The organism is Janthinobacterium sp. LPB2021202312-11-4, assembly GCF_037049705.1.
GTDB lineage: Bacteria > Pseudomonadota > Gammaproteobacteria > Pseudomonadales > Pseudomonadaceae > Aquipseudomonas.
Map to the genome: position 1 here is coordinate 150,332 of NZ_JBAGKV010000015.1, position 17,949 is coordinate 168,280.

At 61.2% G+C, this 17,949-nt stretch carries 16 protein-coding genes; 2 read left to right on the forward strand and 14 right to left on the reverse strand.

Features of this window, described 5'->3' with window-relative positions:
* The first annotated feature begins 26 nt into the window (after window positions 1–26).
* Both V5E99_RS17535 and V5E99_RS17540 read left to right on the forward strand, forming a co-directional pair.
* Entirely contained in the window at window positions 27–1,730 is a 1,704-nt protein-coding gene (locus V5E99_RS17535) for an O-antigen ligase family protein (RefSeq protein ID WP_499803566.1), read from the forward strand.
* A complete protein-coding gene (locus tag V5E99_RS17540) occupies window positions 1,730–2,944 on the forward strand; it encodes an acyltransferase family protein (protein WP_499803567.1) in 1,215 nt (404 codons plus the stop codon). The genes V5E99_RS17535 and V5E99_RS17540 overlap by 1 nt, the downstream gene beginning before the upstream one ends.
* Window positions 2,945–2,969: 25 nt before the next feature.
* On the opposite strand, the gene V5E99_RS17545 is transcribed toward V5E99_RS17540, so the two are convergent.
* The 14 genes from V5E99_RS17545 to waaC form a co-directional block, all read right to left on the reverse strand.
* Window positions 2,970–3,854 carry a glycosyltransferase gene (locus V5E99_RS17545; protein ID WP_499803568.1) on the reverse strand — a complete coding sequence of 295 codons (885 nt, stop codon included), beginning with the start codon at window positions 3,852–3,854 and terminating at the stop codon, window positions 2,970–2,972.
* Window positions 3,851–5,005, reverse strand: a complete 1,155-nt coding sequence (locus tag V5E99_RS17550) for a glycosyltransferase family 4 protein (protein WP_499803569.1) — start codon at window positions 5,003–5,005, stop codon at window positions 3,851–3,853. Before V5E99_RS17550 ends, V5E99_RS17545 begins: the two co-directional genes overlap by 4 nt.
* A complete protein-coding gene (locus V5E99_RS17555) occupies window positions 4,968–5,882 on the reverse strand; it encodes a DUF6625 family protein (protein WP_499803570.1) in 915 nt (304 codons plus the stop codon). Before V5E99_RS17555 ends, V5E99_RS17550 begins: the two co-directional genes overlap by 38 nt.
* A 62-nt stretch (window positions 5,883–5,944) precedes the next feature.
* Complete coding sequence (locus V5E99_RS17560; RefSeq protein WP_499803571.1) at window positions 5,945–7,369, reverse strand: PIG-L deacetylase family protein; 1,425 nt, start codon at window positions 7,367–7,369, stop codon at window positions 5,945–5,947.
* A gap of 8 nt (window positions 7,370–7,377) precedes the next feature.
* Window positions 7,378–8,274 (reverse strand): antimicrobial resistance protein Mig-14, encoded by an 897-nt coding sequence (locus tag V5E99_RS17565; protein ID WP_499803572.1) that lies wholly within the window; start codon window positions 8,272–8,274, stop codon window positions 7,378–7,380.
* Complete coding sequence (locus V5E99_RS17570; RefSeq protein WP_499803573.1) at window positions 8,274–9,404, reverse strand: glycosyltransferase; 1,131 nt, start codon at window positions 9,402–9,404, stop codon at window positions 8,274–8,276. The genes V5E99_RS17565 and V5E99_RS17570 overlap by 1 nt, the downstream gene beginning before the upstream one ends.
* The gene (locus V5E99_RS17575; protein WP_499803574.1) at window positions 9,388–11,145 is read right to left on the reverse strand and encodes a carbamoyltransferase family protein; all 1,758 of its coding nucleotides are present in this window, start codon (window positions 11,143–11,145) and stop codon (window positions 9,388–9,390) included. Before V5E99_RS17575 ends, V5E99_RS17570 begins: the two co-directional genes overlap by 17 nt.
* Window positions 11,146–11,434: 289 nt before the next feature.
* Window positions 11,435–11,767 (reverse strand): YceK/YidQ family lipoprotein, encoded by a 333-nt coding sequence (locus V5E99_RS17580; protein WP_499803575.1) that lies wholly within the window; start codon window positions 11,765–11,767, stop codon window positions 11,435–11,437.
* Window positions 11,768–12,026: 259 nt separating this feature from the next.
* The gene (locus tag V5E99_RS17585) at window positions 12,027–13,478 is read right to left on the reverse strand and encodes a lipopolysaccharide kinase InaA family protein (RefSeq protein WP_499803576.1); all 1,452 of its coding nucleotides are present in this window, start codon (window positions 13,476–13,478) and stop codon (window positions 12,027–12,029) included.
* Complete coding sequence (locus tag V5E99_RS17590) at window positions 13,478–14,230, reverse strand: lipopolysaccharide kinase InaA family protein (protein WP_499803577.1); 753 nt, start codon at window positions 14,228–14,230, stop codon at window positions 13,478–13,480. Before V5E99_RS17590 ends, V5E99_RS17585 begins: the two co-directional genes overlap by 1 nt.
* Window positions 14,227–14,961: a lipopolysaccharide kinase InaA family protein gene (locus tag V5E99_RS17595; RefSeq protein ID WP_499803578.1), complete on the reverse strand. Its 735-nt coding sequence runs from the start codon at window positions 14,959–14,961 to the stop codon at window positions 14,227–14,229. The genes V5E99_RS17590 and V5E99_RS17595 overlap by 4 nt, the downstream gene beginning before the upstream one ends.
* The gene (gene rfaP / locus V5E99_RS17600; RefSeq protein ID WP_499803579.1) at window positions 14,961–15,767 is read right to left on the reverse strand and encodes a lipopolysaccharide core heptose(I) kinase RfaP; all 807 of its coding nucleotides are present in this window, start codon (window positions 15,765–15,767) and stop codon (window positions 14,961–14,963) included. Before rfaP ends, V5E99_RS17595 begins: the two co-directional genes overlap by 1 nt.
* On the reverse strand, window positions 15,767–16,888 hold the full coding sequence (locus tag V5E99_RS17605) for a glycosyltransferase family 4 protein (RefSeq protein ID WP_499803580.1): 1,122 nt from the start codon (window positions 16,886–16,888) through the stop codon (window positions 15,767–15,769). Before V5E99_RS17605 ends, rfaP begins: the two co-directional genes overlap by 1 nt.
* Entirely contained in the window at window positions 16,888–17,949 is a 1,062-nt protein-coding gene (gene waaC, locus V5E99_RS17610; protein ID WP_499803581.1) for a lipopolysaccharide heptosyltransferase I, read from the reverse strand. The genes V5E99_RS17605 and waaC overlap by 1 nt, the downstream gene beginning before the upstream one ends.

Consider the following 17,949-nt stretch of genomic DNA (forward strand, 5'->3'; position numbering starts at 1 on the left):
TTTATGGTCTGTTCAGCATCCCCTCATTGATCGCCCTTTGCCTGCGCCCGCGGGAGCTCAAGCAACTGTTGCGCGAGCCGGTGTTCATCGCGCTGTTACTGTTCGCTGCCTGGGCCATGCTGAGCCTGTGCTGGGGCCCGTCGGACGACGACAGCATCGCAGGCCAATTCAAGCCGCCGCTTCATACGCTGCTGTTGTTTGCCGGGTGCTATTTGCTGGTGCGCCATCGCAGTGAGATCGTCCAGCCGCTGATCTTCAGCGCGGCGATGGTCGGGTTGATCGCCTCGGTCTACAACCTGTTCATGTTTGCCCGTGTGTATGAGCCAGGCATGCGCCTGATCGGTGGCGGCGCATTTGATAATCCGTTGCTCAGTTCTCACGTGTTCGGCTTCTTCTGCGCCTACTGGCTGAGCCTGAGCATGACCTGCAAACGCCCGCTGATCCTCTGCCTCAGCCTCCCGGCGATGGCCGTGATGTTTGCAGCGGTGATTGCAACCGGCTCCAGGACCCCACTGGTGGCGCTGACCATGGCCGCTTTCTGGTTGTGTTTCATCTGCTGGAACCGCCGCTCCGTCATTTTGCTGAGCACCATGATCCTCGGGGGGGCCGCGGTGGGTGTGATGTTTGCCAAGATGATCCTGCTGCGCGGCGATTCCTATCGCTTTGAAATCTGGCAGATGGCGCTGCAACGGATCGCCGAACACCCCTGGATCGGCCATGGCTACAACGCCAGTCTGTCCCTCGACCCCGGCGTCGGCTATGCCTTGCAGGAACCTCACAGCTTTGCTCTGGGCGTGCTCTATTACGTCGGCATTCTGGGCTTTATACCCTGGCTGTTTTTTCAGGCCTGGGCCCTGCTGAGCAGTTGGCGGCATCGTGTGCAACCGCTGTTTATCATCGCCTCGACCTGGCTGGTGTTCGGCATCGGCGCAGGCCTGACCGAAGGGGGCGGGATCATTTCCCGGCCCAAAGAGCACTGGTTCCTGCTGTGGATTCCCCTGGCGCTGATCGCGGCGTTGAGCATTAACCAGCGCGCCCGACGCTTGCTGGCCATACCGGTCAAGGCGCTGACGCCGACCGCGATGCAACAGATGACCGTCAACGCCCAGGTGATCGAAGAGGACGGGCTGGGGCCCAAAGTCCTGCGCCTGCAGGATGGCAGCTTCCTCAAACTGTTCCGCCGCCGCCGCTGGTACACCTCGGGCAGTTTCAATCCGTATTCCGAGCGTTTTGCCGTCAACAGCGAACAATTGCGCACCATGGGCATTGCGACGCCACAGACCCAGGACCTGTACCGCCTCAAGGACGGCAGCAGCGCGGTGCATTACTCGCCGCTACCGGGCAATACCCTGCGCCAGGTGCTGCAAGGCATTACCGCCCCGGCGGTGCGTCAGGCGCTGGTCGAGCGTTTCGGCAAATTCATGGCGCTGCTGCATGAGCAAGGCGTGTATTTCCGTTCCCTGCACTTGGGTAACGTGCTGGTGCTGGAGGACGGCGAATTCGGCCTGATCGATCTGGCCGACATGCGCATCTATCCGTCGTCATTGAGCCTGTCCCTGCGTCAGCGTAATTTGCGCCATATGCAACGCTACACCGAAGACCAGCGCTGGTTGTTCGAAGACCATTTCGAAGCGCTGCTTCAGGGATACGCCGTCACGGCGTCAAAATCCGCCGTTAGCAACCTGCACAGGCAAGTGCTGGCCGCCAGCAATCCGGCCCGGGCTCACTGATGACTGAAACCAACCCCCTTATTGCGCTGGCAGCCTATCTGCTGGCCATCGTGACCGCCGCATTGCTGTTGCGCACGGTTCCGAAAATCGCCCGGCACCTGCAACATTCCGGAGAAAGCCGCTATGCCAGCATTGATGGCCTGCGCGGCTACCTGGCGTTCGGGGTGTTCGTGCACCACTCGATCATTACCTGGATCTTCTTGCGCACCGGTGTGGTTGATTTCCCGCCGAGCAACTTCTACTCGCAGCTGGGCCAGGGCAGTGTCGCGCTGTTTTTCATGATCACCGGTTTTCTGTTCTGGGGACGATTGCTGGCCCAGGGGCGCAATCACGACTGGCTGGCCTTTACGGTCTCGCGGCTGTTTCGCCTCTACCCGCTGTATTTGCCGCTGATGCTGCTGGTGTTTGTCTCGGTCTTCCATTTGCAGAACTGGGAGCTGAAGGAATCCGGCCTGCGGCTGGCCGAGCAGATCTTCGCGTGGCTGACGTTCGACCGCCCGGACGTCAACGGCTATCACCAGACCGGCATGCTGATCTCCAATGTCACCTGGACGCTGGGCTACGAGGTGTTCTTTTACCTGGCGCTGCCCCTGGCCGCCATGGTGTTCATCTATCGCGGCAGTTGGTTGCAAGTGGTGCTGTGCCTGATCGGCATCTATGCCGTGTATCAGATCGTCGGCTGGGAGCATTCGCTGAAGAAGCACTTCCTGGCCAGCTTCCTGGGCGGCATTGGCGCCGCGTACTGGGTGCGTAAACCGCAACTGGTGGCCTGGGGTCAAACTCGGCTGGCGGGGATTATTGCCTTGCTGGCGCTGGCGACAGCCTTCACCGCGTTCAGCCGTGCCTTCAGCCTGGTGCCGCTGCTGCTGTTGTCGGTGTTCTTCGTGGTCGTGGCGTCCGGGCACACGCTGTTTGGCGCCCTGAAACCGCGCAGCATCCGCTGGCTCGGCGAAATCAGCTACAGCACCTACCTGCTGCACGGTTTCGTGCTGTGGCTGCTGGTCCAGCGCTTGCCGCACGTCTTGCCGATCGATACCCGTGAAACCTGGACATTCCTGCCGCTGATGGCGCTGTGTGCGTGCCTGCTGATCGTTATCAGCAGCGCGACCTTCCTGTATATCGAGAAGCCCGGCATCAACGCTGGCAAGCATCTGTTGCAGTGGCTGCGTCAGGGGCGGGCGGCCAAGAACCTGCGGGAGAAGATCGCCCGATAAACCGGAGCGATCTTCCAGCGCGGCGTCAGTCCTTTTCCAGCGGCGAAAACAACAGTCGCCCCAGACCGCGCCAGGTCTTCTTGTTCCACGCCTTGAACGGGATCTGCGCCAGCAGTTCCCGCGCGAGCTTGCGGTCGCGGTTGGCGGTTTTCAGGAACATCGAGCTGAGGAACTTGTAGCGCACCTCGTCGTACAGCGGATGGTCGCTGAACAGCGCATAGGACCGCAGGATGTTGTCGATCATGAAGCGGTGGTTCTTGTAGGAGTTGGTGGCGTGCTTGCGATAGCGCGCCATCAGCACATTCAGACCGTCGATGAAGTAACCGGCATGGGTCACCTTCAACTCGATCAGCAAGTCTTCCAGACGAATATTCGGATCGAACCCGCCCACCTTGTCCAGCGCCTCGCGGCGGATCATCAGGGTCGGCGCCGGCGGATAGGGCTTGCGCTCCAGGAACATGTCATCGAAATCCAGGCGCCGGAACGGCACATCCCGGCGCTGGCGCTTCTCCGGGTACAGATTGCCGTCGGCGTCGATCAGTTCGATGTTGCCGGCGCAGATCCCGACTTCGGGCTTGCCGTCCATGTACGCCACCTGCGTGGCGATTCGCTCCGGCAACATGATGTCGTCGGAACCGAACGGCACGATCAGGCTGCCCTTGGAACGAGCGATCGCGCCATTGAGCGTGTTGGTCAGCCCCTGATTCTGCTGGACCCGGAAATCGAAACCGTACTGCGCCTGCAACACCTTGATGCGCTCGACGCTGTCGTCCTTGGAGCCGTCATCGACCACCAGCAACTCAATGTTGGGGTAGGTCTGGTTGATGACACTGAGGATGCTTTCCTCGATGTAGGGCGCATGGTTGTACGACGCGATGATGACGGTAACGATGGGCTGCGCGTCGTTCATTTCTGTTCCTTGCGGGCCTGTTCCAGGCCGGAGTCAATCAGGGTCAGGTATTCCTGGCGGAACACCTCGATGTCGTGTTCTTGCTGCAGGTAACGGAAGGCTTGTTCGCCTTTGGCCTTGAGTTCCTCGTCCGACAGGGCGAGGTAGTTATCCAGCGCCGCAACCAGACTCGGTACATCCTTGGGGGTAATCGCCAGACCTCCGGCGCCCTCGATCAACGGCAGCATGGCCGGCACGTTCGAGGCGATCACCGGCAGGTGCCCGCTCATGCCTTCGAGCAGCGCCAGGCCCAGGCCTTCGGCCAATGACGGCATGGTCCAGACGTCAAAGGCGCGAATGTACTGCAAGGCGATTTCCTTGAAACCCAACAGGTGCGCACGGCCGGTCAGGCCCAGGCGTTCGATCTCGGCCGCCAGTTTCGCCTCTTCGCGGCCGGCACCGATGATCGCCAGTTGGGTGTTCGGGTATTTGTCCTTCAGCGCAGCAAACGCCTGCAACAAATAGGTGTGCCCCTTGACCGGCACCAGACGCCCCAGCGCGCCGATCAGCCGTACCGACGGATCGATGCCCAACAACTCACGGGCGCGCTCGCGGCTGTGCTGCAAGCCTTCAGCCTGTTCGATGTCGATAGCGTTGGTAATGGCGTAGGTGTTCTGGTCGGTAAAACCACAGTCGCAGTCCAGCAAGTACTGTTTGACCGCTGGCGAGACCCCGACGAAGCGCCAGTGGCGATCGATCAGGCGCTGGGTCTGGCGGCGCCGGTAAAAACGGTCGTACTCGCCGAAACCGTGGGAAATCCCGATGCACAGCGGCACTTTCAGCCAACGGTTGAGCGTCAGCATCATGTTCACGGGTTTGAAGCGGTTGCAGATCACCACATCGAATTTTTCCGCGCGGCAGAACTTGAACAACTGCCACATCGCACGCAGGCGCATGCCCTTGAGGGACTTGTCGGAAAACTCGAAGTACACCGAACGGTCGGCACGGCTCACCGCCTCGCCAGGCCCCGGCTTGCCGCGCAGGAACGCGGCAGTCACCTCATAGCGATCGCCGGGCAGTGCCTTGACGATCTGCTCTGCCAGGTCGGCAAAATCATGGGCTTTGACGTTGTAGTCAGGCTGCAGTTGCAGAACCTTTGACCGTTGACTCATAACTCTCCCCGTGGAAACCAGTCGCATCGATGACCCATGTCGGGTCAGAGGCGATGCGCCTGACCTCGGCCGGATCGGGTGGGGGCAACCGTGACCACTCGTTGCGTTTCCAGCAAACAAAGTGGAAATACGGAAACCGGCGATCGCCATCGCGATCATTGCTCAAACAGCCATTGCGCCAATACCAGTGACGCGGAAAATCGTCCGTGCCGTCGTGCCACTTGATGCAGCCACCGGGCGTGCTGAACGCTTCGGTGAACTCGCTGCGACGACGCCACGGGTTGAGCTTGCCCAGCAGCGTGAACAACGGCTCGGGAAAATTCTTGCGCCAGAGGAAGATGCGGCTGAAGGCCCCTTCGTCCAGTGCGTGATGTTCGTGATCGGTAAAACGCTTTTTCCAACCCTTGATCTGCATGAACAACTCACGCTTGCGCGCGGTGTTGCGCATCAGGCAAAGATGCCCGGCGACCCGTCGTTCATGGGTGGAGAACAGGTCATAAGCGGCCAGCCGATCCGGGGTGAAGTAACTTCGCAGGTCACCATACACCAGATCAATATCGCCGAACGCCCAGAAATCATAGCCTTGCAGGCGATCAGCGTGAATGTGCCCCAACGCCGGTTTGATGTCGCACAGCTTGTAAGCCGCAGCGGGCGCAAAGTCGATGTTCAAGCGCCGGGACACCAGCGCGCAGTAATCGCTGAAGGTCATGGTCTCGACGGTGACGTTCGGCGGCAGGTTCTCGGGTATGCCGCAGTCACTGAACAACAACCAGTCAATGTCCGTATTACGCCTGCAACTCTCCAGAAAGAACGGCATCCAAAATGGCCATTGGCCAAAATAAGGAATCAGAAAAAGAATACGCGGGCATGGACTCATCACAGAAACTTCACTGCGGCAGGTTAATTTGCGGCCATGCTAAACCGAGTCATGCTTCATTTTTACGGTGCAGATGTATCGTTATGCTTCAAAACCCACAACAATTCGTGGCGCCTCACGGCTTTGCGAAAGAACTCATTCTCTCCGTAAACCGGCGGCATGCGTCCAGCCAGCAGCCGCTGTATCCAGCGGCGCAAACGTCGCTTGAACGGCATGGGCGGTTGCAGATCATGCATCATGCCCAGCGCCATGGCCTTGTCGCGTTGCTGCTCGATAGACATCGGCAGGCAGCACGGCTGCATCGCCAGGGTCGAATCGAACGCCGGTGGCAGCGCGATGCCATGGCCGGCATCGCCCATCGGCCAGCGATCATTGTCGTGCAGGTGGTTGGCGTAGCCGAGCAACGTGGGTTGCCAGTCGAGGCCTTTGAGCGCTTCAAGAACGGCTTCTTGAGCGCAGAGATGGTCGGGGTGCGGATCGAGTGTCGGGTGCGGCAGGACGATCACCTCCGGGCGCGCCCGCAGCAACACTTCGCGCAGGTCCGCCAGCAGGTTGTTCCAGGTCGGCGCGCCGTCGACGTCACCCGGCAGGGTAAACGGGTTCAACTGGCGGAACAGCCGGGTGTCGCCCAATTCGGCTTCCCGTGAACCGATCGGCTGAGTGGGCGCGGCTTTCATCGCCGCCAGTTGCAGACAGAAATAACCCAACTGCACGCAATGCGCCTCAGGCACGCCCGCCCAGCGCGGTACGGCAATGCTGTCCCAGGCGCGCAAACGGCCCTTGAGCCGCGCAGCCTCGACCTTGTTCATTCCGAACTGCTGATAGTGCTCGGCTTCGATTTCACCGGCGGTCAGGGTGACAATCCAGGCCTCACTGGCCTGACTGTACAAACCGTAAGCCGCCAGTTCGGCGTCGTCGGCGTGGGGCGCGATGACCATCACCCGCTGACGGCGATAATCCGGCTGCTCGAAGACCCAGAGCACCGGCTCACCGAACACCTTGCAGAAGCGTCCGCGCAACCTGAGTTGCCCTTGGGACAGAACATGCGCCTGACCGCTGAGGTTCAGGTAGCGCAGGCCATTGACGCCGCGCTCGAAGGTCTGCCGATCCGGATGGTTGCCACCGGCCAACTCGACCACTGGATCGAAAAAGCGCCCCAACCAAGTGCTTTTCACCCGCAGCGCCAACACCAGCGTGGCGTCATCAACCAGCATCACGCCTTCGTCCAGGCGCAGATGCTCGCCCACCAGATGAACCTTGGGCCGCTGGGTGTAGGGCGGGAAACTGTACTGATAATCGTCTTTGGGCGAATAGAACAAATGATCGGCGAACCACGCCTCGTGCGCGATCCAGCCCAAAACCGCGAGCACCAGCGGCAACCACCAGGCCACCAGCACACCCACGACAATCAACAATCCCAGCGCAATCAGCAGGCCGATGCGCTTGTTGCGACGATGACGCTTGAGCAGTTGCTGTTTGCGGCTCATGGGTTGGCTCATACGGTGAAGACCGGCACAGGATTGCACCAGCGGTCCTTGTATTCACGGTCGGCGCGACCGAAGGAAAACCGCAGCGGCTTGCCCACGGCACGCGCCTGTTCCCAGGCGCTTTGGGTGTTGAGGAAACTCAGCACGCTGCCGGGGCTGAACTCGCGGGTTTCAGGGTCGACGCCGCCGTTGATGTACTCGACGCTGATCCACTCCGGCGCTTCGACGCGGTACACCAGTTGAATCGCAATGGGTGCGTCGTTGAGGAAAATCACCGAGCCAATCAGCAAGTCGCGCAGCAACTCGATCACGTCGCCCATGCGTGCCGCGCCGGTCGCCGGGAAACCCCAGCGGCGCTGGAACAGGTCGCAGTAGATCGCCGCCAGTTCGTGGCTGGAAAACTCTGAAACCGGCCGCACCATCCCGCCCGCCTCTTCCAGCAAACGCAGTTCGCGGCGCTGGTTGTAGCGAAACTTCTTCGACAGTTCTTCGGGGGTTCGGGCCATGGCCAGTTGCTCGGCCTGCAATTTGATGCCGGTGAAACGCCCTTCATTCAGCGCCGACAGATAACGCCCGCGATGCCGCAAAGGGGCCTGGGCATCGGCGGCGGCCGGCAGGATCAGCTCGGCGTTGCCGAGGTCGAACAAGCCTTTTTTACCGCTGCGCTTGAGCACGTCCTTGGACAAGGCCAGGTCGCGGCCCCAGGTCGGAATCGCCGCTTTGAGTTCGCCGTCCTGCTCCCAGGCGAGGTAACGCACCGGGATTTCGGCCAACTGCGCCAGGCGTTCGACCACCAATGGATGCGTCGCGACGCTGCCGCCGAAACGCTGCCAGGCCTCGGCATACGTCGAGGCGTCAACCGACGCCCAGCCTCGTTCGCGCCAGCCTTGAAATCGGTTGAGCATCAGCCCCTCTGTGCCAGTTCGGTAACGTGTGGCAAATGCCAGAAAGCCTCGCGCACGGCGCGATCGCTGAAACGCTCGCGCAAGCGATCGAGCATCAGCTCGGCACACTGGCGACGTTGTTGCTCGTCCATCGCGGCCAAATGCTGCAGCCCTTGCGCCAAACGTTCGGCATCGCCGAGCGGGAACAGAATGCCCACGCCTTCGACCACTTCCTTCGCCCCACCGCACGCGGTGGCGAGCAACGGCACGCCGGCGGCCATGGCTTCGAGCAGCACCATGCCGAACGGTTCGTGATCGGAGCTCAACGCGAACACATCGAAGGCCCGGAAATAACGTCGGGCGTCCGGCACCTGGCCGAGGAACAGCACGCGGTCGCCGATCCCGAGTTCACGGGCCAACGACTTGAGGTCTTGTTCCAGGCGACCGGAACCGAGAATCACCAACTGGCTGTTGCCCGGCAAACCCGGCAACGCCGCAGCAAAACCGTGCAGCAGCGTGGCTTGATCCTTGTCCGGGTGCAGCCGCCCGACGTTGCCGACCACCCAGGCATCCGCCGCCAGGCCGAGGGTTTCCCGGGCCTCGCGGGCCGATACCTGGCTGACTTGCATGGCTTGCACATCAATGCGGTTGTAGAGCGTCTGAATCCGCGCCGCCGGCCATTTCGGCAGGCACTGGCGCATGTCGTCGCGCACCGCATCGGACACGCCGAGCAGGCTCAAGCGCTTGCGGAAGATCTGCGCGAACAACTTGCGAGTGCCGCGTTTGTAATCGCCAAACGCGTGATGCACGCCAATCACCGGCAGCGAAGTGCCGAGCAAGGCGATGTAGATCGGCTTGAAGCGATGGGCAATGCAGAAACTGAAATTGCGCGAAGCGGCGATCTTGCGCAGATCGCTAATGGCGCCCAGCTTCAGGCCACGAATGGCCTCGGAGCTGTATTCCATGAACAGCACTTCATCGGAAGCGCAGCCCGCGGCGACGTCAGCATCGGCGGCCCCGGTCAAAAAGACCGTGGTCACCCGATACCCCGTCCCCGCGAACAGGCTGGCGTACTGCCGGGCGCAGTCCAGGAACGGCCCGTCATAGCCGTGACAGAACTGCAACACATGGCGTTCAGCCGAGCGTGTCATAAGCGTCCGCGCCTTCTTTGACCACCAGAATGTCTTCCATGATCAGGTATTGCAGGTCGGAGCCAAAGAACATGTTCAGGGCGTCAGTCGGTGAGCAAATCATCGGCTCGCCACGACGGTTTAGCGAGGTGTTCAGCGACACGCCGTTGCCGGTCAACACTTCCAGCGCTTTCATCATGTCGTAGTAGCGCGGGTTGTATTCGCGCTTGAGCACCTGGGCCCGGGACGTGCCGTCTTCGTGGACGACTTCCGGCACGCGGGTCTTCCACTCTTCCGCCACTTCAAAAGTGAAGGTCATGAACGGCGCCGGGTGATCGACCTTGATCATCTGCGGGGCCACGGTGTCGAGCATCGACGGGCAGAAAGGCCTCCAGCGCTCGCGGAACTTGATCTGGTGGTTGATGCGGTCAGCCACGCCGGTCGCACTCGGGCAACCGATGATCGAACGACCGCCCAAGGCACGCGGACCGAACTCCATGCGACCCTGGAACCAGGCCACCGGGTTGCCATCGACCATGATCTTGGCGATGTTTTCCGGCATGTTCTCGAGCTTGCGCCAGGTCGGCTTGCTCGGGTGGCGGGCGCACGCGGCGATCACGTCTTCGTTGCTGTACGACGGGCCGAGGTAGACGTGTTCCATCTTCTCGACCGGTACGCCACGGGCGTGGGACACATAAGCCGCCGCGCCGACCGCCGTGCCGGCATCGCCGGACGCCGGTTGTACGAACAGCTCTTTGACGTCGTCACGAGCGATGATTTTCTGGTTCAGCTTGACGTTCAACGCACAGCCACCGGCGAAGGCCAGTTTGCCGGTTTCCTTGAGCACGTCGCCCAGGTAGTGGTCGATCATCTGCAGCGAGATCTTTTCGAACAGCGCTTGCATGCTGGCGGCGTAGTGGATGTACGGCTCGTCGGCGATGTCGCCTTCGCGCTTCGGACCCAGCCACTCGATCAGCTTCGGCGAGAAGTAGAAACCTTTGCCCTTCTCTTTGTAGCGACGCAGGCCGATGACGTTGGCGTAGTCGGTGTTGATCACCAGTTCGCCGTTTTCAAACGAGGCCAGGCGCGAGAAATCGTATTTGCTCGGGTCGCCGTACGGCGCCATGCCCATGACCTTGAACTCGCCGTCGAGCATCTCGAAACCGAGGAACTCGGTAATCGCGCCATACAGGCCGCCGAGGGAGTCCGGATCGAAGAATTCCTTGATCTTGTGGATCTTGCCGTTTTCGCCGTAACCGAAGAAGGTCGTGGCGTACTCACCTTTGCCATCGATCCCGAGGATCGCGGTTTTCTCTTTGAAACCGGAGCAGTGATAAGCGCTGGAAGCGTGGGCCAAGTGGTGCTCGACCGGCTCGATCTTGATTTTCTTCGGGTCGAAACCCAGTTGTTCAAGGCAGAACACGATCTTGTTGCGATAGCGCTTGTAGCGACGGTTGCCCATCAGGATCGCGTCGAGGGCGCGGTCCGGGGCGTACCAGTAACGCTTGGCATAGTGCCAGCGCGCCTTGCCGAACAGGCTGATCGGCGCGAAAGGAATCGCTACCACGTCAACGTCGGAAGGCTTGATGCCTGCCTGTTCGAGGCAGAACTTCGCCGATTCGTAGGGCATGCGGTTCTTTGCATGTTTATCGCGTACGAAGCGCTCTTCCTCAGCCGCCGCGACCAGCTTGCCGTCGATGTACAAGGCTGCGGAAGGATCATGGCTAAGGGCGCCGGACAGGCCAAGAATCGTCAATGCCACAGGGGTCTAGCCTCTTTAGTCTGCATTCAGGCGACATGCGCCTCAAAAATTAATGTGCCCTCGCAAGGGGCGAGAGACAGCTAAAGGGCGGGATTATAGCTTAAAAGCGCCGGCAAGCCTCTAGCAGGAAGAGGCGGGGTCGCGCGTTGACAGTAAAAGGGCCGCGACGCAGGCTTTGGCGCAAATGGACTGGGAGATCCCGGTCGGCGTTAAGGCCTCGGTGAGTTCATCGGGGCTTTTCGCTTTCTGAGGATTGGGAAATTCAGACCCAACTATCCTTCCCGCCTTGTTACCCACGCCCTGCCCGCCAATAAATCGAAATATTACCGTCAGCACTCTGCCGATAGATCGTATACGGCAAGACCACCGTGTCCAGAACACCCGACAGGCTCAAGTCCAGCAAGACCAGCGGCACCAGAAACCCGGTGGGGTCGGGCGGTGCGTTCAATACGCAGAAGTCGTAGGCCAGACCGCTGTAGATGCGCGGGATGGATTGGCAGTAGGTTTTTTGTTTTCTAAGACTACGGGCTGCATCGGCATCGTCCTGAAGGACGGTCACCGCCGTGCCGCAGCCGGATAAGGTCAGTGAACACGCGCTGAGTAAAACCGCCATTTTGATCATCAGATTTGCCTTCGGAATACGTCAGGCAAACTAGCATCGGGGTTATTCGGCGCACAGTTCATGGGGTCTGTGGATCGTGTAGGACGGTTCGTAAGAACGTGTCCTCCGATGACAGGCCGGGGATTTTTGTGTTGGATGGCAGGACCTCATCGCGAGCAAGCTCGCGCCCACAATAGTCTTGTGTTGCGCACACATTTTTGTGTCCGCCGCAAATCCACTGTGGGAGCGAGCTTGCTCGCGATAGGGCCGAAGGCCCGATTCAGGCCGCGCTGGAGATGTCTTTGGGCAACCGTTGATCAATCACCCGATACAACGCGCTGCTCTCAGGCCAGTTGCGCATAAACCGCGCCCGATCCCGCGCGTAGGCCGGGGCAAAGCTGCCCGCCGAGCCGTGCTGGCACATCGAATCCAGGTCAATCAGCGCCCAGCGATCCTGCTGCCAGAACAGGTTATGGCCCTTGAAATCCCCATGGCTGATACGCTCGCGAATCAATTCGGCGAACAGGTGATCCAGCGCCAGCAATTCAGCTTCCGGTGCCTCGCCACTCTCAACGAACGGCGCAAACCGCTCGATGATGTCCGGCCCCGCCAGGTATTCCGTCACCAGATAAGCCCGGCTGCGCAACCAGAGAAAACGCGTCTCCAGCACGGCCAGCGGTTTGGGCGTGGCGATGCCGAGGAACACCAATCGATTGCCTTCGCGCCAGGAATGCCACGCACGGCTCGGGCGCCAGAAGCGCTTGAGCCAATGGGCAAAGCCCTTGATGTTGTAACGCTTGATCACCAGCGGACGCCCGGCCACTTCGACCTTGCCGACGCTCGCCGCGCCGCCGGTCTTGTACAGGTGCCCCTGATCGAGCAAGGCATCGGCCTGCTCCAGCACCGGCAACATCGCCACTTCTTCCTCACGGCGAATCGCCCGCAAGCCGAACGCCCCGCGCCTAACACTGAACAGCGTGCATTCACGGCCACACTTGATCAGGAAGTCCTTCAAACGCCAACTGCGGACCTTGCTGATCTGCTTCTGCAAGGCTTCCATCGGCAAGGCGTGTTCGCCGTTGCTCAGGAGGTAGTAGACCAGCAACTCTTCGATGAAGGGCTCCATCGACTTGGGCAACTGGGCGAAAAACACCCCGAGGTTTTCCAGGACTTTCTGTCGCGACAGCGGTTGGCCAGGGGTTTCTGCACAGATCCCGGCGCCATCGATCAGGTACAACCGGCCACGCTGGCGCAACAGGTTGTCCAGGTGCAGGTCTTCCTGCCACAGCCCCTTGCGATGCATTTGGCCGATAGCCCCCAACGCCTCAGCCAATACGGCCCCTTGCCCATCGGACAGCACCGGTAAATTCTCGACCTGCTTCCAGGTATCGCCGAGGCTTTCGGCGCCTTCAAGAAAATCAAAAAGCAGCCAACCGCCCTCGCCGTCCTTCAAGCCATCCGCCAACAGTTGCGGCGTGGTCAGGCCTTGATCGGCGAGCAAACGCACGCCATCGCGTTCACGCTGGAAATGCCGCGCCGCTTTGCTGCCCACCAGCAACTTGGCCAGCACCGGCCGGCCACGCCAGACACCCGCGCCCACGTAACGCTGGCCCGGCAATACGCGCAGCAGGCTCAACAGTTGCAACTCGGCAGGCCCGGCGGCATCGGCCAGGGGAATGTTCAACGGCAGGCGCGGGCTGCGACCGGCGTTTTTCAGCTCGGACAAACGCATCAACGCGTCTCCTTGTGACTGCGGCGCGCGGTCAGTCGCGACACCCAATCGTCGACCAACGAACTGTCGCTGGGCTGAGCCACATAGCTGGCCAGCAACTCGCGCAACTGGCCCTCGTCCCATTCCGGCGCCCGGCGCAGTAACGGCTCCAGGTCCTTGATCCGGTCACGCTGACCGAACAACAAGGGCCGGGTTTTTTCCAGGTCGATCAACTGCGCCTGGTAACCGTCGCCGGTGGCCTGCAAGAAAATGTGTTTGGGATAGAAGCAGCCGTGCACCTGACGCACGCCGTGCAGGCGCCGCGCCAATTGCCCACAGGCCTGCAGAATGGCCGAGTGCTGCGCGTCGCTCAGGTCCGACCAGCGCTGCAACAGCGAATCCAGGTCATCCCAACCATCCAGGGCGCGGGTCAGCAGAATCGCCCGGACTTCGCCGTCAACCTTGCGCTCACCGAAGAACGCCGCTTGCAGCGCCGGGATGCCCATCTTTTGATAGCGGGTGATGTTGCGAAACTCGCGGGCAAAACTGGGCTCGCCGAACGGCGCATGGAAGGTGCGCGTCAGGTAGTTGCTCTGGCGCTTGAGGTAAAACCCCTGACCTTCCAGGTCCAGCCGAAACACACTGCTCCAGCCGCCGCGCGCGGTGTTGGGTTCATCCACCGCCTCGAGCTGCTTGGCCCAGAGCGCGTCGAAAGTGCCGAGGCCATGCCGCTCAAGCAGCGCACGGTCTTCAGCAGCCAGGAAATCAGTCATTCGCGTCCCTCGAAAAATCTCACCACATGCCGGATGCGTTTTTTGTCGGCCGCGTTGAGCCGGGTCCGTCCGCGGTATTGCAGGTAGAAGCGCAGGCGCTGGGTGGCCGACAGGTGATATTTGGCCACTTTGTCGAGGCAGGCCAGGTCCTTGGTGATCCGGTATTTGAGCCAGAAACCGCGCCAGAAATCGCCGTTGGGGCAATCGATCAGGAACAGCTTGGCTTGATCGTCGATCAGCAGGTTGCGCCACTTCAAATCGTTATGGGTGAAGCGATTGTCGTGCATGGTCCGGGTGTAACCGGCCAACTGCTGGCTGACGTGATCGACCCAGGCGCGGTCCGCCAGTTTCGGGTCTTTGCGATCCGCCAGCGCCGACAAGTCTTCGGTGCGCGGCAACTCGCGGGTGATCATCGCCCCACGGTCGTAAGCCGCGCCACGCCGTTCCAGGCCCCAGGCCACCACTTCGGCGGTCGGGATGCCCCACTTGGCGAAGCGCTTGAGGTTTTGCCATTCGGCTTTCACCCGAGGCTTGCCCAAATAACGACGCAGGCCTTTGCCGGCGCCGACGTAACGCTTGACGTAATAATTGACGCCATTGCGCTCGACGCGAATGACCTCGGACAACGGGTCGCGGGTCAGGCGCTCACCCTTGAGGTTGAACACGGCTTCGAGGCTACCAAAATCTTCAGCCAACTCGCTGTAAGCGGGTTCCAGTTTCCAACCCGACATCAGAGCGCATCCCCGTATCGCTGTTTACGGTCATAGAGTTTGTTGGCCTTGCCTTCGAGCCAGGCGAGCAACGCCGCTTCCTCGGCCAGAATCTGGCGCAACGGCTGCTGGAAGTAGCCCTTGAGGAAACGCAGTTTGTCGCGTTGGGTCAGGCCGATGTCCAGGGCCGAAAAGTACAGCGCCGCCAGATCCTTGTTGCGCCAGCGCTGGGTAATCGCCGGGCGGGTCTGGGCGCGGTGCAGGTCGATCACCGAGAGTTTGAAGTCGTCGGCGCTCACCGGTTTATCGGTATGCAGCAGAAAGTGACAGATGTAGCAGTCGCGGTGGTTGACCCCGGCGCGGTGCATCATGCCGGTCATGCGTGCGACTTCGGCGATCAGCGCGCGCTTGAGCTTAGGCTGCGGCGGGTTCTTGACCCAATCGATGCTGAAGTCTTCGAGGCTGACGGTCGGCGCCAGTTCTTCGGTGACGATGAACGAATGTTGATCCGCCGGGTTGCTGCCCTTCTCGCCGTACGCGACGGCGGTCATGGTTGGCACGCCGACCTCTTGCAGGCGCTGAATGGCTTTCCACTCCTGGCCCGCGCCGAGTACCGGCAGCTTGGCGGTGAGCAGGTTCTTGAAGATCTCGCCCCAGCCGATGCCCCGGTGAATTTTCACGAAAAACCCGTTGCCGTCCACTTCAGTGCGCAGGGTCCGGCGCGCTTCGAGCTCGCGGTACACCTCGCCCTGCAAGCCCTCGACTTCGGCGAACGGGTCGCGTCCGGCCCAGAGGCTTTTGAACGGTTCAGCCAGCATCAACTTCATTAAGCGTGCTCCGCCAGAATCACATCGGCCGCGTGCTGCGGCATGCTGTAGAGGTCGGCCGTCTCAGCGAAGGCCAGACCGTTGCGGCCCCAGGCCGCCCGTGCTTGAGCGTCATTCAACATGTCGGTCAGGTACTGCGCGAGCTGCGCCTGATCGAACGGTTCGTCCAGCACCCGGCCGGCGTCGGCCTCGGCGATGTAATGGGCGTAACCGCACACTGCGCTCACCAGCACCGGCAACCCGGCCACCAGGGCTTCAAGCAAGACCGTCCCGGTGTTTTCGTTGTACGCCGGGTGGATCAACAGGTCGGCGCCCAGCAGGAAACGCGGGATATCGCTGCGCCCCTTGAGGAACGTCACGTTGTCGCCGAGCCCCAGCGTAGCGCTCTGCATCTGGAACAATTTGGGGTCGTCCTGGCCAATTACAAACAGCCGGGTGCGTTTCTTCAGATCAGCGGGCAGTGCCGCCACGGCTTTGAGGCTGCGATCCACACCCTTGGTCTTGAACCCGGAGCCGATTTGCACCAGCAGCAAATCGTCGTCCTTGAGGTTGAATTCCTGGCGGAACTCGGCGCGAATTTCGGCGGCATTCGCCGGCGCACGACGGTCCTGGGAGATGCCCGGTGGCAGCAGATGGAAGCGTTCCAGCGGCGTGTCGTAATGCTTGATGAACAGCGGCTGCTGGACTTCGGAAATCATCAGCACTTCGGTCTTGGCGTCCTTGGCAAACACCGCGCGCTCGTACTCGGCGAAGTGCCGGTAGCGGCCCCAGCGCCGGTACAGCGAGTTGCGCAGGTTCTGCGCCTTGTCTTCGAAGCAGCCGTCGGCGGCGTAGTAGACGTCCAGGCCGGGCATTTTATTGAAGCCGATCAGGCGATCCACCGGACGCTTGGCCAAGTCGGCCTCCATCCATTCCGTGAGTTTTTCGTTGCGCCGATGGTTGAAGAACGCCTTGACCGGCGCCACCAGCACTTCAAACCCCGGCGGCACGTCACCTTCCCAGATCAGCGTGTAGACGCGAATCTGATGCCCGCGCTGCTGACACTCCAGGGCAATGCGCATGAAATCGCGCTGCAAACCGCCAAACGGGAAATATTTATAAAGGACAAAAGCCAATTGCATCAGCGCAGCTCCTCAGCCAGTAACAACGTGCTCAGTCGGCTGGCGACACGCTGGGGATTCAGACGCGTGAAGCACAGGGGCCACTCGCGTTTAAGGTCAAACTGACGGGCGTCTTCGGCCGTCGGTTGATAGGTGCATTTCTTTTGCAGGCACGGCGCGCACGGGAAGTCGCTGGCGATGTGAATCTGCGCCTTGCCGTAAGCGCCGGTCAGGCCCGGGTTGGTCGGGCCGAACAGCGACAGGGTCGGCACGTCCAGCGCGGCGGCCAAGTGGCCGAGGCCGGTGTCCACGGCCACGCAGGCTTGCGCCCCGGCCAGGACTTTGCCGACGCCGGCCAGATTCAGTTTCGGCAACACTTCCGCATGCCGGAAACCGGCGGCGATGCGCTCGGCCCGGGCCTTCTCGATCGGGTTGCCCCACGGCAGTTTCACCGCGACGCCGAGGTGGCCGACGCGCTCGGTCAGCTCACGCCAGTAAGCTTCCGGCCAGTGCTTGGTGTCCCACGTGGTGCCGTGGAGGAACAGCACGTACGGATTCTTGCGCGGCAGTTCCACCATGCGCTCGACGTTCAAACCGTAATCGCCCAGGCCTTTGGGCAAGTCATAGCCCAAGGCCAAGGCGAACAACTGACGCACGCGCTCAACGGCGTGCTGCCCACGGCCCACGGCCAGGCGTCGGGAGTAGAAACGGGCGGCCATCGGCTCGCGGGCCGAATCCTTGTCGAGCCCCGCGACCGGCGCCTTGATGTAGCGCGTCAGCCAAGCGCTTTTCAGCAAGCCTTGGGCGTCGATTACCAGATCATATTGGGTGGCGCGAACGCTTTGCTTGAAGCGCTTCCACTCGCCACTTTTGATGGTCTGCCAGATATTTTTGCGCCAGCGACGGATCGCCACCGGGATCACCTTGCCCACGGCCGGGTGCCACGTCGGAATCTCGGCAAAGCCTTCTTCCACGACCCAGTCGAACGTGATGCCGGGGATCGCCCGCGCCGCGTCGGTCAACGCTGGCAACGCGTGAATCACGTCACCCAGCGAAGACGTCTTGATCAACAGTACCCGCAA